A 23,378-nucleotide genomic window follows, 5' to 3' on the forward strand; every position below is an offset into this window, starting at 1 on the left:
ATAAAGAAGCAAAAGCGCCTTTGCAAGCGCCAAAGCCGCCAATCCTAAGCTTGGCGGCTTTGTTCTCTACCTGTTTAGTTCATTGCGTGCTGCATCGACCATTGTTCGACATCCCATACCTTCGTTACCCAATCCTCGTAGAAATCAGGCTCGTGGGAAACCAGGATAATGGTCCCTTTGTAGGACGCCAGCGCGCGTTTGAGTTCTGCTTTCGCATGAATATCCAAATGGTTGGTCGGCTCATCGAACGCGACCCAATTGCTCTCGCGCATAAGCAGCTTGCATAGACGAACCTTCGCCTGCTCACCGCCGCTGAGCTGGTTCAGCGCTCGCGTGATATGCTCGTTCTTCAAGCCGCAGCGTGCCAGGGCCGCGCGTACTTCATGCTGATTCATGCTGGAAAACTCGTTCCATACGTCATCCAGCGGCGTTAAATTCGGCGCTTTCACCTCTTGCTCGAAATAAGCGGGGAACAAATAATCGCCACGGTAGATCGTGCCGTCAAGCGCATCGATTTTACCCAGAATCGTCTTCAGCAGGGTCGATTTACCTACGCCGTTGCAGCCGACAATCGCAATCTTGTCTCCCCGCTCCACAAGCATGTTCATTGGCGGAAGCAGCGGTTTGCTGCCGTATCCGATCGTCAGTCCCGTTGCTTCGAAGACGGTTTTGCCGCTTGTGCGCGCTTCTTTGAACACAAACGTAGGCTTCGCAGCTTCCTCCGGTTTCTCGATCCGCTCAATCCGGTCAAGCTGCTTCTCACGGCTTTTTGCCCTGCCGCTGGTCGAAGCACGCGCTTTATTCTTCTGAATAAACTCTTCCTGCTTCTTGATATATTCCTTCTGCTTCTCATAGGCATCGATATGCTGCGCCTTGTTCATGTCCGCCATCGTCAAGAACTTCTCGTAGTTAGCGGCATAGCGAGTGAGCTTCGTGAACTCTAAATGATAAATCACGTTCACGACCTCGTTCATAAAGCCCGTATCATGGGAAATAAGAATAAAGGCGTATGGATAGTTCTTCAAGTAGTGCGTCAGCCATGTAATATGCTCTTCGTCCAAATAGTTCGTCGGCTCATCGAGCAGCAGCACCATCGGCTTCTCCAGCAGCAGCTTGGCCAGCAGTACCTTCGTACGCTGTCCGCCGCTTAGCGATGCGACATCCCGATCGAGACCAATGACACTCAAACCGAGTCCGTTCGCCATCTCGTCGACCTTCACATCAAGCAAATAGAAGTCGCCGATTTCAAGCTCCTCTTGAATTTCGCCCATGCGAACCAGGAGCACCTCAAGCTGATCGGGATCGGCATCTGCCATTTGGCCCGCGATATCATTAAGCTCCCGCTCCAGTTCCAGCAAGGGAAGAAACGCGTCTTTCAGCACATCGCGAATCGTCTTGCCGGGAACAAGCTTCGTATGCTGGTCCAAATATCCGTATCTGACGCGAGGCGTCCACTCAACCTTCCCGCTGTCCTTTAACAATTTACCGGTTAAAATATTCATCATCGTCGACTTGCCCGTACCGTTCGCGCCGACCAGTCCGACACGTTCGCCGGCGAGCAGCCGGAAGGAAACATTTTTGAATAACGTGCGATCACCGAAACTATGGGATAATTCCTCTATCGTCAATAAACTCATGTTCAAGCTCGCTTTCCAATGATAATTAAGCGCCTTAATTGCTGCGCTCGCAACTCATTGTATCACAGGATGTGATGGAATGTGCCGAGATACCCCAACTATTTCTTGCAAAATAGGCTGAAAGGCACGTTCCAGCAGGCTTAGCCAATTTTTGTGGGACGTAGCCCACTTGCCTGACCAGAGCAAATCGGCCAGCTGATCCGCCGGCAGCAGAGGAACGGAACACAACGGTTTCTCCGGAATGGCGGCCAACCATTCACTGCGATTGCGAAATGGCATATCTTTGTTAGCCACCCAATAGGTCCTGAGACGAGTCTTCGAGCGTTCGAAGCAAATGCGTTCCGCCGCTTGTAGTCGCTGCGGGGTCCATTTAGAAGGAGACGGATCAACAACGAAAATCAAAGCATCGCATGCCGTCAGTTCCAACGTTAATTCATAGGTCGTGAGCCATTTGCCGGAGATATCGGTTAGAACGACAGTCGAATCAGCTGATTCTGACAGAAGCCGATATTTAAGTGTTGGCTCAGCATCTACTGAAGATAGGCGGCTATCCTCCTCCAGCGCATGCCATTTAATATGTTTGGACGGCGAATGAAAAGTTCGATACTTGCCTTGCCACGTTTGTTGTGATATCGTCCGAAGCCGCTGCTGGGCTCCCGGTGTGTATAATAATGCGTGCCATTCCGGTTCGAGCTCCGGGTGCTCAATCGCCGTGCATGAGATCCCTTGCTGCTCGAGTAAATGTGCCAGCGTGATGGTTATGAAGGTCGCGCCTGCGCCGGACGACAGCGAAGCGATCATGATGGTTTGGCTGCGATTTTTCCGGAGCTGCACAGTTTGACCGATCCTGTGGTGCGATGCGTCGAGATCGTCGCCTAAGCAGACTTCCAGCGCATGCTTAGCTTCCATCATGGAGCTGTATCTGCACACCGGGTTTGGATCGAGCATGCGGTATACTATTTCGGACATCTTAATGGGTAAATGGCTCGGTAACACATTACGTCTCGATGAACCGGTTCCCTCATTCGTCCCGTACCGATTGCCTCCGCTAAGCAAGTAGTAAAGCAAAGCACCTAAGCCAAATACATCCGTACGCGCGTCGCTCTGGTACTCCCCCCCTTGCTCCGGGGCTGAGAATCCGGGCGTTCCAAGCATGACCGTATCCTGAGCTTGGCCCGGCTTATATTCTCTGGCGATTCCAAAATCAATTAATCGCACAAAACCGCCGCGGTCCATCATCACATTCGTCGGCTTTAAGTCCCGATGAATAATCGGCGGATGCTGGCTGTGCAAATAGTGCAAGGCGTCGCACAGCTGGCTACCGATTGCCACGATGTCTGCAGGACGAATCACACCGCCTTGAGATGCCAGGTATGCTTGAAGTGTAATCCCATCGATGTAATCCATAACTACTACTTCACAACCCAGCTCCTCCACGAGTGGGAAATAATCCACAATAAGAGGCAAATGGGGATGATTCAAACGCATCAGCAGCGACGCCTCTTCTGCTCCATCTACACCATCGAGCTTGTGGATCGAGGCGATCTTGAGCGCACGAAGCTTCCCATGCAAGCGCAGGTCCTCGGCCGCATAAACCTCACCCATTCCGCCTCTGCCAATTAATCCGGCAATACGATATCGACCGCCGATCATAAAGCCATCTTTAAGCAGCTCTTGTTTCCCGTTTGCTGTGCTCATCCGCTAGCCTCCCTAAGGCAAAATGCAAAAAAGCATCCCGAATGCACAGACATCGTCTGCTCATTCGGGATGCTTTCCCGGTTGTATCGTTTCTTTACCGTTTCACTAAGTATAACGTAATTTCATCGCGATTGTGGAACAATTGCTTCGCTTTCTTCAGCTCAAATGCGGTTTCCAGCTTCGAAATCACGTCGCGAATCGTCTGCAGCGGCTTCTTATGCATTAGCTTAATTGTGATGATCGCCGTTGCGCCATCTGTCAGCGCATCCGTTTTCTCCAATACAAGCTTCGCCATCTGCATCGGACTCCAGCTCATATCGCACACGAGCAAGTCAAACGTATTCGCCGGGAAGTTCACATCCGACGCGTTCTTCTTCATCTTCGTAAGACGCGGATAAGCTGCCAGCGTTGGGTGCAGCTCCGCAGGGTCAATCGCCGTCACGCGCAGTCCGCGCTCCAGCAGCAGATGCGTCCAACCGCCGGGAGCCGCACCGATGTCGAGCGCTTCGCGGAAGGTTTCGAAGTAGACCTTGAACGCTCGCTCCGCTTCAAGCAGCTTGAACTTCGCCCGCGAGATCTGTCCTTCCTCCCGTTGGAAGCGAACCGCACCGCCGGGCCAATCCGACAGCTGCTCCGATGGAGTACCCCACCCCACGTATAGTTCTTCGGCTGCCGCAAAAATGGAGAAAATTTGATCGGGCGATTGCATCGTCGTCTCTCCGCCCAGCTCCATAATGACAGCATCCAGCACAGCCTTTGTATCGGCAGCGGAATAGATAAACGGCGTTCCATCCAGCCGCCTCAGATGAATGGCCGTTGTCCCTTCCTCGCAGCGCATTCTCGCACCGCGCATCAGCTCCGAAAGCGCCTGCAAGTCGTCGGCATTGCCGTGGATCGGCAATGCGCGGTCAATCGGCTGAATATGTCTTAAGAAGATCGGTTCATTCGTCTGGATGAGATCCAGCATCTCTTCTCTGCTTAACGGAACCTCCATCTTGAATACTTCGCCTGCGATAAGCTGCGTAAATTTAATGCCGTTAATTTGCCTACGAAGCTCTTCCATTGCAAGCGACGCAAAACCATGATTAGCTGTTCCAATCCAATGACTCACTGCTGTTTGCCTCCTGATAATGCTCGAATCCATGGCCGGTCATCGGCCCATTCTACGGCCACCGGCCAGTCGTACGCACGGCTTAGCCACTCCGGACTAAGCACGTCCTTCTTCGGACCCGCTGCTACGATGCGTCCGTCCTGTACCAACGCCACATGAGTAAATAGCGGTATGATTTCTTCCATATGATGCGTCACGTACACAACGGTTATATCGCGCTCGCTAAGTCGGTTAAGATCGATCAGCAGCTTCTCTCGCTCATATAAATCCAAACCCGCACAAGGCTCGTCCATAATAAGCAGCTTCGGATTGGACATCAGCGCACGTGCCAACATCACCTTTTTCCGTTCGCCCTGCGAGAGTGTTGCCAGTGTTTGATCTGCCGTGTACAGCAAGCCCACTTCATCTAAGAGCCGCAGCGCCTTCTGGCGCACCTCTTCATCGATGGTTTGATAGAAACGCAGATACGCGTATTCCCCTGTCGCAACGACTTCCCAAACCGGATCGCGCAGAGTCAGTTTCTCAATAACCGATTGGCTGATATAACCGACTTGCTTACGGACCTCCCGCACATCGCATTCCCCGAAGCGATTGCCGAGTACATCCACGGTTCCGGAAGAAGGGAATTGGTAGCCGGTCATCATTTCCAGCAGCGTTGTTTTTCCGCAGCCGTTTCGGCCCAGAATTACCCAGTGCTCGCCTTTATTGATTTGAAGATTAACGCCATCAAGAATTTGTCTCTCTTCGCGGCGAAACGTGATATCTTGCAATGTAATCATGTTCATGGTTTTTCCCTCCCAGAAGTTCACATGAAGTAGATTTGCGCTACCTGCTCTCTGCAGGCATTGGACCGTTATGAATTTGAATGTCCAGCGGTGCATGCTGAGTTAATAAATGTACCATCTGCAGTCTGCCTGCAAGACTGGACGTATGAAAGTAACATCTTCGCGGATAACGTCCGCTCGTTACGATATATTCAGCAACGGCAAGCCCATTCGGCTGCCCCCAGCCAAGCTCGAAGTCGAGCGAGAGGATATTCACTTCCTCATGCTGCAGCAGAAGGATGCATTCAGCAGCCGTCTTTGCAAGAACGAAGCCCTGTGGGCAAGGCCGATAATCGTCTAAATACACGTTGATCATGCTTCGCTCTCCCCTCCTAACCGCCGGATCAGCTCCATCTGGTTCCGGTGCGTACCATCTTCCCCGGATGGGGTCTCCAGCACGAACGGAACTTGCTTCAGCAGCGGATGACGCAGCAGCCAGATCAAGCCAGCCTCGCCAATATAGCCTTCACCGATTCTCGCATGGCGGTCTCTCTTCTCCCCGCTTGGATGGACGGAGTCATTCAGATGAATGGCAACCAGCTCTGAAATCACACCCAGCTCCCGCGCTTTGTCCATCCATGCTGCGTCAGCGCTTCCATCCCAAACGCCGCTGGCAAAGAGATGGCAAGTATCCAGGCAAAACCCGATTTTGTGCGGATCCGCGCATAGGCTGCGAATTTGAGCCAGCTCCTCCATCGTAGTCCCCATGAAAGTATGATCACCGGCTTGATTCTCGATGAGCAGCTTAGCTTTGCCGTTCCACTGCGAAGTAATCGCGCTTAACGTCAGTACGGCATTACGGTAGCCCTCAAGAGGATCCGGTCCTTTATAGACGCCAAAATGAACCACAACCCCCAGTGAACCGCAAGCTTCGGCAATAGCGAGATCATTTATCAGAGATTCCGCCGTTCTCGCGCGATGCTCTGCATCTTCTGAGGCAATATTCGTCGGATAAGGGGAATGGGCAATGGAAACAATCCCCCGCTCCTCACAGAACGCCGCACACCGCTTCGCATCACTGTAGTCGATCTCTTTGACGGAAAGACTTCGCGGATTTTTCGGAAAATATTGATAAGCGACAGCACCGTACGCTGCCGCCCGCTTTGCCGCTTCTCTGTAACCGCCCTTAGTGGAAACATGAAATCCGGTCCGCATCGGTGTCTACCTGTCCTTCTGGCAAACCGGACAATAGAACATTTTGCGCGAGTTGATTTCTTCCTGCACGATCGTCCCGCCGCAGTTTAAACAAGGCTCTCCGCCGCGATCATAAACGAGGCAGTGATTATTGTAACCGCCGGTAACGGTGTCCTCATTCGTCAGCGGCATTTCCATATATCCGCCATGCGCTAATGCCGACTGCAGCACCTTATGCATAGCGTTGTAAATACGCTCCCACGATTCCGGCTCAATCGCAGATAGCTTCGCATCCGGGCGAATTCGCGCTTCGAACGCAATTTCATCTGCATAGCAGTTGCCAATGCCCGCGATAACGCGCTGCTCGACAAGAGCCGTCTTCAGGGAACCTCTGCGCCCTTTGAAGCGCTCCTTGAATTTCTCCTGCGTCAGCCACTTGTCGAACGGCTCCGGTCCAAGATCTGCTAAGCGAGCAATCGTTTCCTTAACCGTCAGCAGATGGATGTAACCGAGGCGCAGTCCGATAAAGCACAGCTCCCCTTGCGGAAACCCGATCGTAACTTGAACAGTGCGATCCGTGCGCTGCTCGGGATCGATGCCGCGTGCTTCATACCGAATCATACCGCCCAGCATCAGATGCAGCAGCAGCCGTTTTCCGTTATCCAGATGCAGAATCAACATTTTGCCGCGACGCTCCACGAACCAAACGGTTCTCCCGATCAGCTCCTGCTCGAAGGTTTCCACCGGAACGTTGATCGATTTCTGACGCGTAACCTGCACATTCATAATGGGCTGACCGGAGATTCGCTCCGCCAGCATCTTGCGATAATGTTCCATTTCCGGCCATTCCGGCATCGTGCTTCTTCCTTCCTAACGGCTCTGCTGACCACTTGCCAGCTGATCGCCTATAAACTGCTGCAATGTATGTAAGTTATCGATAATGACCGTAGCCTCACAGCCCGCTGCCGCAAGCAGCTCCTTATAATTGTCGCCTGTTGCGAGCCCGGTTAAAACAAGGATCGACGGACAATCTGCCGCTTGCGCCGCTGCGATATCCGTAGCCGGATTATCGCCGATCATCCAAGTCTCGGATGCATGAAGCCCCAGACGCTGCAGCGCAAAATCCATTAAGATGGCCGACGGCTTGCCGATCACGATGGGTTCGGCACCGGAAGCCGCTCTCAGCATGGCACCGATCGAACCCGCGCCCGGTACCAAGCCATGTTCTGCAGGCACAAGCAAATCCGGATTCGTCAAAATATAGCTTGCGCCGCCGCGGATAAACGTGACCGCTCTGGCTACTTTATCGTAAGTAAGCTGCTTATCAATGCCCTGCACGACGATATCCGGTTCTTCATCTACCAGCAGTAAACCGGCATCCTGCAGGGCCGTTCGCAGCCCATGCTCTCCAATGACATGGACTCGCGCACCTGGTTGACGCTCAGCGATATAGGCCGCAGCGCCTTGCGCGGAAGTACATACTTCTGATGGATTCGTCTGAATTCCCATGGCGCTTAGCCGTTCAGCGAAAGCCTCAGGCGTTGCGGAAGAATTGTTCGTGACGAATAAGAATGGAATGTCTAACCGCCGCAGCGCCGCAATAAGAGCATCTGCTCCCGGAATCATAATGCCGCCATGGTACATCGTTCCGTCCAAATCGATGAGCAGACCGCTTAGCGAATTGACGCTCATGAATGTCCACTCCTTCTGCTTGCTTCTGATATTTTGTTGATCTTTAAACGTAAACGGTCAATCCGTTTGCGAAGCAAATCAAGCTCAGTGCGCCGATTCCCCTTAAGCCGCGAGCCCGGAAGGCGTCGCTGAGCGATTGAGAATGCCGTTTCGGCCAGATCCAGCGCTTCATCCAGCTGCTTCGTCTTGTGCTCATAATACATCGCAAGCTCAATATGCGCTTCATAATCCGGCCAAGCCGCTTGTGCCGCTTCATCTACAGCCTTCTGCCACAATACCACAGCACGCTGCCAATTTCCACATTTCTTGTCTCGTTCCGCCAGTAAACACAAGCCTTTGGGCGTTGGACGAGGATGCTCGGCAGCAGCGGCATACAGCGGCTCGGCAAGGTCCGATTTTCCCATTTTCTCCAGCCACAGCCCTGTTCGCAGCAGTTCCTCCGCTTCCTCCGGCATCGGAACCGTTCCCGTTCCTATTCTGCCGCCAAGCAAGTGGCCAAACCGGATCGCAAGTGCGGCCAGTGACAGCATATCGATTTCATTGTGCTGAAATACGCCGAGCAGCGGCTCCGGCTTTCTGTCCGCTAAATATTGAAAGTAGATCGCCGGCGCGAGAGAACCCGGCACATCATCAAGCCTTGTAATGCCAAGACGTTCTTCTTCCACATGACTCAACCGGCAAGAGACAAGGGTGTTACGCCAAACAGACCGGGACGGATGCAATAAATCAATATGGATAGGCTCCCACTTGAATGTACGAAAGCCGTTTAGAATAAATCGATTGTATAAGACCGGCCAGTCGAAGGTGCGACCGTTATAGGTCACTAAGTGGGTGAAGCTGGGGAGCAGATTGCATAAATAGCCGATCATCGCCCGTTCCTCTGCCGGATGACGAATAAGCATTTGCTCGACAATGAAAACATCATCCTGAAGATAAGCAAGCCCTACCATGAAAGGGACATTCCCTGCTCCGACTCCGAGTCCGGTGGTTTCTAAATCAAGAAACAGCAGATTCGTATAGCCAAGCTCAGCGGAATCGGGTTTGCGAAAGGCATCAAGATGGTTTTGAGCTTCGGAGAGCTCGGTCAGCTCATGAATCCCGTGCTTATGCGACAGCGGATAACGGCTTTCCCGTACTAGAAATGCGCCTTCCGTGGACTGCACAATGCGCACACCCAGCTCATCCCACTCCGAAGATAATGTGTCATCATCGACGGCTGCATCCGAGACAGCGCCGACAGCTGCAGCATGTGCCTGCTCCTCACCATGCATGAGAGCTCCCTCTTCACCTTCGGCGATAACAGAGGACTCGGCATGAGCAACCATACCAGCCTGTCGCTCCTCTTGAGCAACTTGCGCGTTCTTCAATCGCAGCAGCCGATCTCTTAGCCCGCTCATAACCCCTCCAATATGAACAGCGATTTTTTCTTCGCGTTCATGCCAATGATTTCGGTGCCGATACAGGAAGGACATCCCGCTTCGCAAGGGCATTTCTGAATAAGATTCTTCGCTGCTGCTTTTATGTCGTCGAATCTCTTATAGACCTCTTCCGCCAGCCCAATACCGCCGGGATAATGGTCATAGATGAATAGCGTCGGAAGCTGCGAATGTTCTGCCCTAATCTGCGAAATGACATGGATATCGCTTCGGTCGCACATGACGTGGACAGGCACGATATGCCGGATTACATTCGCTATGCCCATTAGCAGCTGCTCCAGCGTTTTGGTTTCAATCGTAGGGTCAACCTCGTTGATCTCTACCCAGGTCGCGCTCGTATGCAGCTCTTCCTCCGGCAGCTTTATTGGCCCGTATCCGATATTCTCGAAACTCGATAAACGGATTTTTTTGTACATGGTAGCCATAACATTTACGGCCGCGTCGCCGTAATGAATGGAAGTCATCGGTCTCTTCTTCGATAAATCTATGGATAATACCTTGAGCTTAACCGCCAGATTAGCGTCCGTATAATACTCTACATCCACTTCCCGTACATAGGCCTTCTTATGCTCCCAATCCAGCTTCTCGACTTGGAATTGCACGCCTTCATGTAAATAAATCGCTTCATCATGCAAGAGGGTCATGGCGCTGAATCGATCCATCTCGCCAATGATTTTTACATTTCCTCTTTCGGATTGGTCGATGATGACTACATTCTCTTGTGCCGCGGAGCGCAAGCTCACTTCATGGGCAGGGAAAGACTGATTGGCCCAGTAGAATGCCCCTCCGGCTTGCGTAAGCACTCTTTCTTCGACCAGATACTCCAGAATATCGGTAATCTCTAATGGGCCGAACTCCTCTCCCGATTTGAGCGGAAGCTCGTATGCCGCACATCGCAAATGGTCGACCAGAATCAATAGATTCTCCGGGTTGATACGTGCCGATTCCGGGGATCGTTCGAAGAAATAATCCGGATTCTGCACGATATACTGGTCGATCGGCGTATTGCTGGCAACCATCACTACCAACGCCTCGCCATGGCGTCTACCCGCTCGTCCTGCCTGCTGCCAAGTGCTGGCGACGCTGCCGGGATACCCCGACATTATGCAGACCTGCAGCTGCCCGATATCTACGCCAAGCTCAAGCGCATTCGTGCTCACGACGCCTACGATTTCGCCGTTCCTTAGTCCGCGTTCGATTTCGCGACGCTGATTGGGTAAGTAGCCGCCCCGATAACCCCGTATGGATTTGCCGCCCAGTTCATTTTTCACTAATTCCTGAAGATGGCTTAGAATGAGTTCTACCCTGACTCGGCTGCGGGCAAAAACGATCGTCTGCACCTTATTGGCCAGAAATTGTTTTGCTAACTGGTTTACTTCTACCGTTGCGCTTTTCCGAAGATTTAATGGTTTATTAATGATGGGAGGATTATAAAATACGAAATGCTTTCTTCCCCTCGGCGCCCCGTTATCGTCTACCAAACGCATGGGTTTACCTGTAAGCTGTTCGGCAAGCTCCCTTGGGTTTGCGATTGTAGCCGACGTGCAGATAAAAATCGGATCACTGCCATAAAACTTGCAGATCCGCAGCAGTCTGCGAATGACATTCGATACATGACTGCCGAAGACGCCTCGATATGTATGCAGTTCGTCGATGACGATATATTTGAGATTGCTAAATAAGCTGATCCATTTCGTATGATGCGGAAGAATGGCGGAATGAAGCATATCCGGATTCGTAATGACAATATGGCCTACGTTCTTTACAATTTGCCGAATTTCCGGGGATGTGTCACCGTCATAGGTAAAACTCTTGATGTCGATTCCCATTTCGGCAATAATTTCGTTCAGCTCGCTCTTCTGATCCTGCGCCAGTGCTTTCGTAGGGAACAGATACAGCGCCCGAGCAGCATCGTCTTCCGCAATAGATTGGAGCACGGGGAGGTTATAGCAAAGCGTTTTTCCCGATGCGGTCGGGGTGACAGCGACCATATTCTCGCCTTTGCGAATGGTTTCGTAGGCAGTGTACTGATGGCTGTATAGCTGCTCTATTCCTCTTCTGGCTAATGCCTCTTTAATTCTTGCATCGACACTTTCGGGCATGGGTCTTGTTCTTGCTTCTATAGGCTCAACTTCGTGCCAGTTGATGACATTCTCGTTTGCTCGTAAATCCTGTATGAGATCGGAAAGATTTTTCTTGCGCAACATATTGATAACCCCCGTGATAGAACGATTGTTCCCCTCATTATAACCGCTTGCGTTAAAATAAAAAAAGCCCTATTTTTAACAAACGTCAGAAGCCGTCTTCTCGCAGCATGCGATCGGACGGCTTCTGGGTGAACCCCGCTTGTCACCTTATAAGGCGCTTCCTATGTTGAACGCTTCACTTGAAATTCCGCATAATCAAACGCGGCATCAGTATAAGGGAAAATGGTCCGAGCATCCTTCACCAGCTCCGCTACTGCTTCATCGTCGAATCGCGAGCTGAAATGGGTCACTACGAGCCGCTTGACCCCTGCTTCAGCCGCAATCTCTGCGGCTTGGCGAATCGTGGAATGGCCGTAAGCAGCCGCTTTCTCCTCCATTCCGCCTGCGAATGTCGCTTCGTGCACCAGCAAATCGGCATCTTTCGCCAGCACAATGGCATTCTGGCAAGGCGTAGTATCACCGAGAATGGTGACAATGCGTCCCGGCAACTGTGGGCCGACTACATGGGATGAAGAAATTGTGCGACCATCCTCGAGTGTGATCGATTCGCCGCGTTTGAGCTTGCCGTACAACGGCCCCGGCCGCACCCCCAGCTCAGCAAGCCTCCCCAGATTTAACTGCCCTTGCTGCGGACGCTCGGTGATGCGGTAACCAAAGCATGGCAACCGATGGTCCAGCTCGGCTGCTTCCACGACGAATCGATCATCCGCAGCCACCTCTCCTGCAGAAACCTCGATTACTTCAAGCTCATAACCCAGATGAACTCCGCTATGCTGGAAGATCACATTTAAATATTCCTTGAGTCCGGCTGGGCCAAAGATTTGAAGCGGACCTGCCCCCTCAAAATACGTCCGGCTGCTCAGCAAACCCGGCAATCCGTAGAGATGATCACCATGCAAATGAGTAATAAAGATCCGTTCCAATTTATTTAACTTCAATCCGCCGTGCAGCAGCCGATGCTGCGTGCCTTCGCCGGTATCGAACAGCCAGAACCCGCAGTGCGGTTCAGGAAGACAAAAGGCTATGGAAGTCACATTGCGTGTTTTCGTTGGTCTTCCTGCGCTGGTTCCGAGAAACGTGAGCTGCATGCATGCTCCCTCCAATCTCCATCCTTATGCTATCTATAACAATACCCTCCATAACTGCAGCTTAACACCGCAAGTTTGGAGGGTACCTATGCTATCCGTTACGCTTTCTCTACGTTGAAATACTGGGCTTCCGGATGGGCGAATACCATCGCGGATACCGATGCTTCCGGCTCCATCATGAAACCTTCGGTTAATTGTACGCCGATATCCTCCGGTTTCATCAGCTCAAACAGCGGCTGTTGATCTTCCAGGTTCGGACAAGCCGGGTAACCAAAGGATACGCGAATACCTTGATAACGAGCGCCATGGCGCTGTTTCATCGTCATCTCCGGATGATCCGGGAACCCCCAAGTATCGCGCATCAGATGATGAACGCGTTCTGCCATGGCTTCCGCAACCTCAAGTGCAACGGATTGCAGCGCATGGGAGCGCAAGTAGTCGCCGTTATCTTTCAGCTCGGTCGCTTTCTCCCTTACGCCTTCACCTGCTGTTACGACGAGGAAGCCGACGTAATCCATCACGCCGCTCTCCACCGATTTCAAGAAATCCGCCAAGCAAAGATAAGGCTCAACTTGCTGGCGAGGGAACGTGAACCGTTTGATCTCAACACCCGGCTGGCTTGGGTCATAAATAATAATATCGTTGCCCGATGATTGTGCCGGGAAGAAACGATACATCCCGTTAGCTTTCAGCAAGCCTTTGGCGCCATCGGCAAGAAGTCCGTCAACCGTCTCTTTCAAACTCGCTGCTTTCTCATTGCCTTCGGCAAGCAGTGTGTCCACGTTGCCTTTCAAACCAAGATGATGGCCAAGCAGCATCTGCATGTTAATATAAGGCACGATATGCGGAATCGGTACGTTGCGAAGTACATGTCGCTCCGTATCCGGCGGGATGTACACGGGAGCATCCTTGGAAACATTCGATTTCACCGCACGCGTCAGCTCAGGAAGCGGCTTCTTCTCCGTTTCTTCCAAGTAGCCGGATGCTTTGAGCGCAGCCATTTCTTCTTCATAGACGAGGCGGTGTTCCTTGTCCATCAGCTTGTTGGCAATGTCCAAACCATCCATCGCATCCTTCGCGTACAGCACCAACCCGTCATATTCAGGTCCGATCCGATGCTTCGTAAATTTACGGGTAAGCGCCGCGCCTCCGACCAGAATCGGAGCGTCAATGCCTGCACTGCGCAAATCCTGCGCGGTCAGCACCATCTGCTGGGCCGATTTCACGAGCAGACCTGAAAGTCCAATCGCGTCAACCGGTTCCTTGCGGTACGACTCAATAATCTGTTCGGGCGGAACTTTGATGCCCAAGTTTATGATTTTGTAGCCATTGTTGGATAAGATGATTTCGACCAGGTTTTTACCGATATCATGGACGTCGCCTTTAACCGTGGCCAGCATGATTTTACCTTTAACAGCCGTTTCATTCTTTTCCATGAACGGTTCGAGATACGTAACGGACGCTTTCATCACTTCGGCGCTTTGCAGCACCTCTGCCACGATCAGCTCATTTCCGTTAAACAGGCGGCCGACTTCCTCCATCCCTCTCATCAGCGGTCCGTTGATGATTTCAAGCGGCGAGTACTTCTTCATCGCCTCATCAAGATCCGGATAGAGTCCTTCCTTCGTTCCTTCGACAACATAAGAAGCAAGGCGTTCTTCAAGCGTCAACGTGGAAATTTTCTCTTTCTTCACAACTTTCTTCTCGCGGAATGCTGCGACGAAAGCAGCCAACGTCTCATCGTTCGTATTGTAGATCAACTCTTCGGCAAGGCGGCGCTCTTCTTCCGGAATGGAAGCATACCGCTCCAGTTTCTCCGTATTCACGATTGCATAATCAAGACCGGCCTTCGTCGTGTGATAGAGATAAACGGAGTTAAGCACTTCACGGCCCGCATCCGGCAAGCCGAACGAGATATTACTCAGCCCGAGTATCGTCTTAGCCTTCGGATACTTCGCTTTAATCATCTTAATGCCTTCTATGGTCTCAACCGCAGAACCGATATACTGCGGATCGCCGGATCCAACCGGGAACATGTTCGGGTCAAAAATAATATCTTCCGGGTTCATGCCATATTTGCCGGTTAACAGCTCATACGACCGTGTAGCCACTTCCATCTTCGCTTCACGCGATACGGCTTGTCCACGCTCATCGATAAGAATACAAACAACGGCCGCACCGTAGCGATGAATGAGCGGCAAAATCTTCTCGAATTTGGACTCGCCATCCTCCAAGTTAATGGAGTTGATAATGGCTTTCCCTTGGGAATACTTCAAGCCTAGCTCAATAATATGATCGTACGTGGAATCGAGCATGAGCGGCACTTTTATCTTCTTCACAACTTCGGGAAGGAATTTATGAACGGCATGCGCCTCATCAATGTCGGTATCCTGAAGGTTAATATCAATAATGTGAGCGCCGCCCTTCACTTGTGCACGGGCAATTTCGGACGCTTCATCATACTTCTCTTCTTTTATGAGTCGTTTGAATTTCCGGGATCCGGAAATATTCGTACGTTCACCGATCATGATAGGACGGTTATCTTCTTCAATATAAACCGTCTCGATACCGGAAACCGCCGGCGGATGCTCCCCTTGTTTCGAACGCGGCGCGTAATTCGCCAGCGTTTCCGCCATGGCACGGATATGATCCGGCGTCGTGCCGCAGCATCCGCCCGCGATATTAATCCAGCCCTGTTCGGCAAAATCAGCGATTTTCCTCGCCAGCGATTCCGGCGATTCGTGATAGTTCCCATTCTCATCCGGCAAGCCGGCATTCGGATAGCAGCTGACAGCTGCATGCGAAATCGCCGATAAAGAACGGATGTGGTCACGCATAAATTCCGGACCCGTTGCGCAGTTAAGCCCGATCGCGATCGGGTTCATATGCTCAAGCGAGATATAGAAGGATTCGATATTTTGTCCGGCTAATGTTGTGCCCATCGGCTCGATCGTACCGGAAATCATGAGTGGAAGCGTCTTGCCCGTTTCTTCGTAAGCTTTATGAATACCGATTGTGCCGGCTTTTACGTTAAGTGTATCTTGTGAGGTTTCCAGCAGCATGGCGTCAACGCCGCCTTCAATGAGCGCGATGGCTTGCTCGTAATAGCTCTCCACGAGCTGATCAAACGTAACTCCGCCTGTTACGGACAGCGTCTTCGTAGTTGGCCCAAGCGCTCCGGCTACGTAACGCGGCTTGTCCGGTGTGGAGTACTTGTCTGCCGCTGCACGGGCAAGGGATGCCGCGGCAAGATTGATCTCTCTTGCCTTCTCCGGAATATCATATTCAGCAAGAACGACGCTTGTTGCGCCGAACGTATTGGTTTCGAGAATGTCTGCACCTGCAGCCAAGTAAGCTTCATGGATTCCTTGAATCACATCGGGACGTGTCAGAACGAGCATTTCATTACAGCCGTCCAGTTCTTCGCCGCCAAAATCCTCCGGCCCCAGATCCGCCTGTTGAATCATCGTTCCCATAGCACCGTCGAGAATGAGAATTCGTTTCGCGAGCATATCCTGCATTGTCGGTTTCGTCAAAAGATGCACTTCCCTTCCGAAAATCCAACTCACTGCCTTTATTTCAGCTTAGGCGTGGTCGATTCAGCAAAAATCATTTCCCTATACTCTACCAGAATTCACCGCGCGTGCAAAGAACCTTTTCAGGCCAATCGTTTTGTTCTATAATTATTCTGATCGGAATTACGATTTTTGTGAAAAGAGGGATTATTCGATGGCTGAAATTCGAATTCGCAGCACGGATGAGCGCATCTCCGGCGAAGAGAACGTCCGCGCCTTTCTAGAGAAGCAAGAAGTACTTTATGAGCACTGGGATGCCAGCAAGCTTCCGACTGAACTTCATAACAAATTTGTATTGAATGATGAAGAGAAGCAAACCATTCTTAGCACATACGACGATGAAATCCGTGACCTTGCAGCACGTCGCGGCTACAAAATCTGGGATGTAATCTCTTTGTCCGATGCAACTCCGAACATCGAGGAACTGCTGAAGAAGTTTGAGCAAATCCACATTCATACCGAAGATGAAATTCGCGGCATCGTGTCCGGTCGCGGTATCTTCATCATTAAAGGCGACGAGGAAACCGGGTATTTCGATGTAGAGCTCGAAGCCGGCGATGTCATCTCCGTACCGGAGAACAAAGCACACTTCTTCACGCTGATGGACAACCGCGAAATTATCGCTGTTCGCCTCTTTATCGAGAAAGACGGCTGGGTTGCTCACAATATCGAGGATCCTGCTTTCGCCTAATACCTGGAGTCAAATAAGAAGACCCGTCCTCGGACGGGTCTTCTTATTTGCGTTTCTAGGCATGCTGTACTTCTCCATGCTTAGAGAAGCAAAGGCAGCAATTCTTCCAAATGCTTAATTTCATGAGAAGGAATAATTTCATCGGAACGCGTCATGCCGTGGCGATTAATCCAAACGGAAGTCATGCCAATCGTATTGGCACCCAGAATATCCGTTGTCAGCTTGTCCCCTACCATAATGCCATGCTCCGGTTCAACGCCGAGACGCTCTAATGCATGTTGGAAGATGGCGGCAGCCGGTTTGCCTTGGCCGAATTCACCGGAAATAATAATATGATCAAAATAAGGCACGATCGCCGGAACGCCAGCCAGCTTCTCACGCTGAAGGTCAGGCGATCCGTTCGTCAGCAGCAGAAGCCTGTACTTTCCTTTCAGCTGATCCAAGATCGCAAACGTCTCTTCGTATACATAAGGACGGCTGCGGCGTTCAGCCGGGAACTGCTCGGCAAGCTGTGCTCCGAGCTCCGCATTGTCCACGCCGAGCGCCTTCAGGCCGCGTGTCCAAGCTTCGCGGCGATAGGCCGGCGCGAGCTGCTGGAGCTGGCGGAACTCTTCTTGTTCCCCCTCAAGAAAATTCGCCCACAGCCCCTCAAACGGATTAATGCCGATCATTTTGGTGAATGGGAACGTTTCATAGGACTCATAGAGTGCACGAGCTTCGCGGCGAACGGCTTCTTCCAAGCTTTTCGCATCTACTCCGGTTTCTGCTGCGGCGGTTTGACAAGTCGCATCAAATGCTTCCTGTACGCTTCGGTCATCCCATAATAAAGTATCATCGAGGTCAAATAAGACTGCTTGTTTAGCCATAATCGTGTCTGCACTCCACTTCCGAATTATTTTTCAGTGAACGAAATACCATGCTGCGCGGAGAACGTCCGCAGGCGCTCAGCCATTTGATCGGTTGGGAAACGGTTCATCACACGCGAGAACACCCAGTTGCCGCCTTTATGCTGTTCAACAACAATGTAGCCCTTCTGCGAGGAGATGGCCTTAATGTTGTTTACATAGATCGAGCGATCGCCGGTGAACCGGCGGGAGCGAATAAAGTCGCTGCCTACAGAAAGATACGGACGGCGCAGCGTGAATAACAGAGCCAGGATCACATAACAAGCTACAGTTAGCCAGAACATGTTACCCGTCTGCTTATATGTATCCGAAGTTACCGTAACGATGACATAGAACAAGATGAACAGCAGCAGGAAGGCCGGCATTAAATAGCTTCTTCCTTTAAAGGTGTCGAGCTTCACTCCGCCTGATTTGGCAGCCATAAGCGGCGCCTGGCCATGTTTCTTACGTTGTTTGTTAATTTGAGATTGGTTCTTCTGTACTTTACGTTCCCACGATCTTGACAAGGGTGTTCCTCCTTCATAATCTTCAACATGCTGTAATTCTTCTTGCTATAAGTTAAAACGGTCTAGCGAATTTCGCTATGAAACGGTTCGGATATTCACTGGGCAACGCACTAACTTCATCCAGCTTGTTCCATACCGAATCCGGCATCGTCCAACCGATCGCGCCCATATTGTCTTCAAACTGCTCCAATGTGCTTGCTCCGAAGATCGGAGACGTAATGCCTTTGCGTTGGAGCAACCAAGACAACGCCACTTGAGCAGGCGTGCGCTCCAGTTCTTTCGCTGCTTTCACCACCGCTTCCAGTACTGCAAAGTTGCTCTGACTGGCGCGAATTGCCCAGGAGCTCTCGCCTTGCTTGGACGTTAATCTTCCGCTAACAGGCTCCTCTCGTGTATACCTGCCCGTCAGAAAACCCCCGCCTAATGGTGCCCAAGGAATAATGCCTACATTCTCTTCCAGACATAAAGATAGCATTTCGCGGTCCATCTCACGGCTAACCAGACTATATTGCGGTTGAATCGAGATAAATCGGACATAACGATTCCAATCGCTGGTAGACAGTGACTTCATGAGCTGCCAGGCGAAGAAATTGGAACAGCCGATGTAACGAACTTTACCCGAGGTTACCAAGTCGTCGAGTGCGCGTAGCGTCTCTTCAATCGGTGTTGCGTGATCCCATACATGTACTTGGTAGAGGTCGATATAGTCGGTATCCAGTCTCTTCAAGCTTGCTTCGACGGCATCCATAATATGCTTTCTGGAAACGCCGACGCCGTTTGGATGATTCGCGGTAGCAAATCTCACTTTCGTTGCGAGAACTACTTCCGATCGTCGATCTTTTATCGCTTTGCCTACAATTTCTTCAGAACGGCCGGACACATATACGTTCGCAGTATCGAGGAAATTGCCGCCTTTCTCGAAGAAACGATTCATCATCTCTATGGAATCCGTCTCGCTTGTCGTGTTACCGAATGTCATTGTACCTAAACAAAGCTCCGATACGGCCAAACCGCTTCGGCCTAATAAACGATATTGCATGCTACATGTCCTCCTTCAAATGAGACTGCTGCTAATGCTTGATCGTATCTTCCCCGTTCTCCTCATCTTCCACGTATTTGATGGTATCGAGTTGATTTCGGAAGTTTTTCTTGAAATTCTCAAGATATAGACGGCGAAGCTCGTCGCGTTCGACCAGTTCCTCCGGTGACAACCCTACGGTTTTGTTCTTTCTGGATAGTTCATTAATACGGGCGATGATCTTTTCCATTTCCATTGTGCTCCCTCCCTGTTTCGGCCAACATGTCATTCTTTACTTTGACATTTTTAATTGCCCATTGTCAAGGCGAAACGGCCTTCTCCGAAGCTTGATTCCCGTTGTTCGATCATGCTCGATTTTCGGTCTGATTCACCTTATTAATACGTTATGCCGCCAGAAATGAAAAAAGCCTGAGCATTGGAGACCCAGACTTCTGAATGTAGATCCTCATGGATCGTTAATGTAAGGAAGTATGCCTTCTGTAGAAGCTGTTACCTTGAACCTAGTTATTCAGCGGGAATAATTAAGGATTGTCCGGCTTGCAACGAGCTGGAGGTCAAGTTGTTCCGTTGTTTCAAGTTGAAAACAACGTGGCGGATATCTTCGCCTTCTTTACGAATACTGCTTGCGATATTCCAAAGTGTGTCACCGGAGCCAACAACGACGATCTGCTCCGAGGCAGTTGGTGCTGCCGTATATTCACTGTTCGCTTGGCTTGTCATTAGTGACAGTCCTGTGAAGAGCAGTACGAAAAACAGTGTTGCAACGGCTAGTCTCATTAATAAGCGCTCTGTTCTTCTATCTTGCCAAGTGCGCTTCACGGCGCGAGTCTTGCGAGTTTCACCTTTATAATTAGAAGAGTAAGTGGACATCGTTGTCATCATTCTCCAGCACCCCAAACGTTTGTTCTATTTGATAAACCTAGAATAACACGAACATTTGTTTGCGGTCAAGCATTTTTGGAACATTTGTTCGTAAAAATATGCGAACCTGTGTTTCTCGAACTTATGTTTGTACGAACTCGGGTTCTGTGTTATAATTTGACACAAATGAAACTTTGGAGTGATTCCGGTGTCGAAACTTTCAAACCGCCAGCAGGCGATACTAGAATTCATTAAGACGGAAGTCCGCGAGAAAGGTTATCCGCCTTCCGTTCGCGAGATCGGTGAAGCGGTTGGACTCGCTTCCAGCTCAACTGTCCACGGCCATCTTGATCGCCTGGAGAAGAAAGGACTTATTCGCCGCGACCCGACTAAACCTCGTGCAATTGAGATTTTGGACGGCGAAGACAACGAGATTCCATTCCCACTCTCCATTGCTAAGGTTCCAGTAGTAGGTAAAGTAACCGCCGGTGTACCGATTACCGCAACAGAGAATATCGAAGATTACTTCCCCCTTCCGGCTGACAAGGTTGGCGACCACACCGTCTTCATCCTTAACGTTGTTGGAGAAAGTATGATCGAAGCAGGCATTCATAACGGCGATTACGTCATTGTCCGCCAACAGCAAACCGCTTCCAACGGCGATATCGTCGTAGCGATGACAGAAGAAGACGAAGCTACGGTGAAGACCTTCTACAAGGAGAAGGATCATATCCGTCTTCAACCGGAGAACTCCACGATGGAACCGATTCGTCTGCGCAACGTCTCCATTCTCGGCAAAGTCATCGGACTTTTCCGCGACATCCATTAATTAACGAATCTAAGGGGCATATTCAATCGCTGCAGCAGCGATTAAATATGCCCCTTTTCTGTCATCCGCCACGCAGATGTACCTTCATGATGTCAGCTAACCTACGATTTCTCGGAATAACAAATGACGATAGGTGAATTTACTGCTCTTGTACTTGAAGCTCAAAGCTATGCCCGAGAAATCAATCGTAATCGATTTAAGTGCATATGCCGTTACTTTTTGTCGAATTAACGTTGCCAGACGTGTTCGATTGTTGTTGTTCACGGCTGCTGCAACAGCGGCAGCATAGGATGAAGAAGCTCTAAGCGCTTTATAGAAAGGCAGTACTGCTCTTGCGATAGCTCTATGAATCGGGGTTGAGAATGTGAATTGGGTTGTTCCGGGCGGAATCGTCGTTCCGATGGAATATTGAAAGATCGGTTCAGGGAACTCGAAATCGAAGAAATAGCCAATGGCATTCGTAGAGAACCCATTTAGCTTGGCAGATGGCGCTACCGACTTAAACAGAGCGGATAACGTATCTAGATCCGCACTACGAATAGCTTTAGACCATTTCAATGCATAGGTATAATTCAGTACGATCTTCCTAAAGAATGGCACCATCGTTGCTGCTACATGGGATAATATCGCCCCGGTAAGTCTAAACTGCTTCTCCGTACTTGCTGCTTGCTTCTTCACATAGGCTGCCTCCTTCATGAATGGCTATTGTGGCATACTATGCGGAAATAAAGGTACAAGTGCGGATACCCCCCATCCAAGGACAAACAAAAAAAACCCTTAATGCCAAACGGCATCAAGGGTTTCGTCGGTTCTAGTAGAGCGTCAAGTACTGATCGCGTTCCCACTCGTGGATTTGCGTGCGGTACATGTCCCACTCGATTTCTTTCAGTTCATAGAAGTGAGCAAGCGCGTGATCGCCAAGCGCTTCACAAATGACTTCGCTGCGAAGCAGCTCCGTCAATGCTTCTTTCAGGTCATCCGGCAAGGTAGGAATGCCCTCTTCGATACGCTCCTCATCCGTCATCACGTAGATGTTACGGTCAGTCGGAGCCGGCAGCGGAGTTTTGTTGCGGATACCGTCAAGGCCTGCTTTAAGCATAACAGCAAGAGCCAGGTATGGATTAGCCGCTGGGTCTGGGCTGCGGACTTCGATCCGTGTGCTTAGACCGCGCGAGGCAGGAATACGAATCATCGGGCTGCGGTTACTCGCGGACCATGCTACATAGCAAGGTGCCTCATAACCCGGAACCAGACGCTTGTACGAGTTTACGGTAGGGTTCGTAATCGCTGAGAAAGCACGTGCATGGTTCAGTACACCGGCCATGTAATAACGAGCTATTTGGCTAAGTCCAAGCTTGTCGCTCTCATCGTAGAACGCGTTCACGTTGCCGCGGAACAACGACTGGTGACAGTGCATACCGGAACCATTTACACCGAATAGCGGTTTAGGCATGAACGAAGCATGCAGTCCGTGCTGGCGTGCAATGGTTTTTACAACGAGCTTGAACGTTTGGATTTGATCGGCTGCTTTAATCGCATCCGCGTATTTGAAGTCGATTTCGTGCTGACCCGGAGCTACCTCATGGTGAGAAGCTTCGATTTCGAAGCCCATTTCTTCCAAGGTCAATACGATTTCACGGCGGCAGTTTTCACCAAGGTCCATCGGAGCAAGGTCGAAGTATCCGCCTTGATCGTTAAGTTCTGTAGTCGGATTGCCTTTCTCATCTGTTTTGAATAGGAAAAATTCCGGTTCTGGTCCAACGTTCATCGCAGTAAAGCCAAGCTCTTCCGCTTCTTTCAGAACGCGCTTCAGGATGCCGCGCGGATCGCCGGCAAACGGTGTGCCGTCAGGCATATATACATCACAGATCAGACGGGCAATACGATCTTCCGCAACCCATGGGAATACAACCCATGTATCAAGGTCCGGATAGAGGTACATGTCGGATTCTTCAATCCGCACATAACCTTCGATGGACGAGCCGTCGAACATCATTTTGTTATCGAGTGCCTTTTCCAGCTGACTTACCGGAATTTCGACGTTCTTGATCGTTCCCAGCAAATCGGTGAACTGAAGACGAATAAACCGGACATTCTGTTCTTTGCAAATACGTCTGATGTCATCCTTGTTGTAGCTCACAGAAT

At 50.7% G+C, this 23,378-nt stretch carries 21 protein-coding genes; 2 read left to right on the top strand and 19 right to left on the bottom strand.

The features are described from left to right. Window positions 1-74: 74 nt before the first annotated feature. From I8J30_RS11785 to metH, 12 genes are all read right to left on the bottom strand, one after another. Entirely contained in the window at window positions 75-1,637 is a 1,563-nt protein-coding gene (locus I8J30_RS11785) for an ABC-F family ATP-binding cassette domain-containing protein (protein WP_210658408.1), read from the bottom strand. 54 nt (window positions 1,638-1,691) lie between these two features. Next, a complete protein-coding gene (locus I8J30_RS11790) occupies window positions 1,692-3,335 on the bottom strand; it encodes a serine/threonine protein kinase (RefSeq protein ID WP_210658410.1) in 1,644 nt (547 codons plus the stop codon). Window positions 3,336-3,429: 94 nt separating this feature from the next. Beyond that, entirely contained in the window at window positions 3,430-4,446 is a 1,017-nt protein-coding gene (locus I8J30_RS11795; RefSeq protein WP_210658412.1) for an SAM-dependent methyltransferase, read from the bottom strand. After that, window positions 4,443-5,225, bottom strand: coding sequence for an ABC transporter ATP-binding protein (locus I8J30_RS11800; protein ID WP_210658555.1), 783 nt, complete (start codon window positions 5,223-5,225; stop codon window positions 4,443-4,445). Before I8J30_RS11800 ends, I8J30_RS11795 begins: the two co-directional genes overlap by 4 nt. A 46-nt stretch (window positions 5,226-5,271) precedes the next feature. Continuing rightward, entirely contained in the window at window positions 5,272-5,586 is a 315-nt protein-coding gene (locus tag I8J30_RS11805; RefSeq protein ID WP_091215729.1) for a cyclic-phosphate processing receiver domain-containing protein, read from the bottom strand. Next, entirely contained in the window at window positions 5,583-6,425 is an 843-nt protein-coding gene (locus I8J30_RS11810) for a deoxyribonuclease IV (protein WP_210658413.1), read from the bottom strand. The genes I8J30_RS11805 and I8J30_RS11810 overlap by 4 nt, the downstream gene beginning before the upstream one ends. A gap of 6 nt (window positions 6,426-6,431) precedes the next feature. Then, window positions 6,432-7,259 carry an Fpg/Nei family DNA glycosylase gene (locus I8J30_RS11815; RefSeq protein WP_210658415.1) on the bottom strand — a complete coding sequence of 276 codons (828 nt, stop codon included), beginning with the start codon at window positions 7,257-7,259 and terminating at the stop codon, window positions 6,432-6,434. A gap of 15 nt (window positions 7,260-7,274) precedes the next feature. Further along, the gene (locus tag I8J30_RS11820; RefSeq protein WP_210658417.1) at window positions 7,275-8,096 is read right to left on the bottom strand and encodes a TIGR01457 family HAD-type hydrolase; all 822 of its coding nucleotides are present in this window, start codon (window positions 8,094-8,096) and stop codon (window positions 7,275-7,277) included. Next, the gene (locus I8J30_RS11825; protein WP_210658419.1) at window positions 8,093-9,493 is read right to left on the bottom strand and encodes a ribonuclease H-like domain-containing protein; all 1,401 of its coding nucleotides are present in this window, start codon (window positions 9,491-9,493) and stop codon (window positions 8,093-8,095) included. The genes I8J30_RS11820 and I8J30_RS11825 overlap by 4 nt, the downstream gene beginning before the upstream one ends. Then, a complete protein-coding gene (locus I8J30_RS11830; RefSeq protein ID WP_210658557.1) occupies window positions 9,490-11,736 on the bottom strand; it encodes a DEAD/DEAH box helicase in 2,247 nt (748 codons plus the stop codon). Before I8J30_RS11830 ends, I8J30_RS11825 begins: the two co-directional genes overlap by 4 nt. 164 nt (window positions 11,737-11,900) lie before the next feature. After that, on the bottom strand, window positions 11,901-12,827 hold the full coding sequence (gene rnz, locus I8J30_RS11835; protein WP_210658421.1) for a ribonuclease Z: 927 nt from the start codon (window positions 12,825-12,827) through the stop codon (window positions 11,901-11,903). A 98-nt stretch (window positions 12,828-12,925) separates the two neighbouring features. After that, window positions 12,926-16,363 (bottom strand): methionine synthase, encoded by a 3,438-nt coding sequence (gene metH / locus I8J30_RS11840; protein WP_210658423.1) that lies wholly within the window; start codon window positions 16,361-16,363, stop codon window positions 12,926-12,928. A 193-nt stretch (window positions 16,364-16,556) separates the two neighbouring features. Between metH and I8J30_RS11845 the strand changes: the two genes are divergently transcribed. Beyond that, window positions 16,557-17,093 carry a 1,2-dihydroxy-3-keto-5-methylthiopentene dioxygenase gene (locus I8J30_RS11845; protein ID WP_091215710.1) on the top strand — a complete coding sequence of 179 codons (537 nt, stop codon included), beginning with the start codon at window positions 16,557-16,559 and terminating at the stop codon, window positions 17,091-17,093. A gap of 80 nt (window positions 17,094-17,173) precedes the next feature. Here I8J30_RS11845 and I8J30_RS11850 read toward each other — a convergent pair whose 3' ends face one another. The 5 genes from I8J30_RS11850 to I8J30_RS11870 form a co-directional block, all read right to left on the bottom strand. Next, window positions 17,174-17,959: an HAD family hydrolase gene (locus I8J30_RS11850; protein WP_210658424.1), complete on the bottom strand. Its 786-nt coding sequence runs from the start codon at window positions 17,957-17,959 to the stop codon at window positions 17,174-17,176. A 26-nt stretch (window positions 17,960-17,985) separates the two neighbouring features. Next, window positions 17,986-18,504: a hypothetical protein gene (locus I8J30_RS11855; protein WP_210658426.1), complete on the bottom strand. Its 519-nt coding sequence runs from the start codon at window positions 18,502-18,504 to the stop codon at window positions 17,986-17,988. A 52-nt stretch (window positions 18,505-18,556) separates the two neighbouring features. Next, the gene (locus I8J30_RS11860; RefSeq protein ID WP_210658428.1) at window positions 18,557-19,543 is read right to left on the bottom strand and encodes an aldo/keto reductase; all 987 of its coding nucleotides are present in this window, start codon (window positions 19,541-19,543) and stop codon (window positions 18,557-18,559) included. A 31-nt stretch (window positions 19,544-19,574) separates the two neighbouring features. Next, window positions 19,575-19,778 (bottom strand): DUF896 domain-containing protein, encoded by a 204-nt coding sequence (locus I8J30_RS11865; protein ID WP_091215702.1) that lies wholly within the window; start codon window positions 19,776-19,778, stop codon window positions 19,575-19,577. A gap of 269 nt (window positions 19,779-20,047) precedes the next feature. Next, window positions 20,048-20,425 (bottom strand): LysM peptidoglycan-binding domain-containing protein, encoded by a 378-nt coding sequence (locus I8J30_RS11870; protein WP_210658430.1) that lies wholly within the window; start codon window positions 20,423-20,425, stop codon window positions 20,048-20,050. A 187-nt stretch (window positions 20,426-20,612) separates the two neighbouring features. Here I8J30_RS11870 and lexA point away from each other — a divergent pair, with 187 nt between their 5' ends. Next, complete coding sequence (gene lexA, locus I8J30_RS11875; RefSeq protein ID WP_210658432.1) at window positions 20,613-21,233, top strand: transcriptional repressor LexA; 621 nt, start codon at window positions 20,613-20,615, stop codon at window positions 21,231-21,233. A 96-nt stretch (window positions 21,234-21,329) separates the two neighbouring features. Here lexA and I8J30_RS11880 read toward each other — a convergent pair whose 3' ends face one another. Both I8J30_RS11880 and glnA read right to left on the bottom strand, forming a co-directional pair. Further along, complete coding sequence (locus I8J30_RS11880) at window positions 21,330-21,911, bottom strand: hypothetical protein (protein ID WP_210658434.1); 582 nt, start codon at window positions 21,909-21,911, stop codon at window positions 21,330-21,332. Between the two features lie 133 nt (window positions 21,912-22,044). Then, window positions 22,045-23,373 (bottom strand): type I glutamate--ammonia ligase, encoded by a 1,329-nt coding sequence (gene glnA, locus I8J30_RS11885; protein WP_210658436.1) that lies wholly within the window; start codon window positions 23,371-23,373, stop codon window positions 22,045-22,047. Window positions 23,374-23,378: the final 5 nt, after the last annotated feature.

The organism is Paenibacillus lignilyticus (genome assembly GCF_017942085.1).
GTDB lineage: Bacteria > Bacillota > Bacilli > Paenibacillales > Paenibacillaceae > Paenibacillus_Z > Paenibacillus_Z lignilyticus.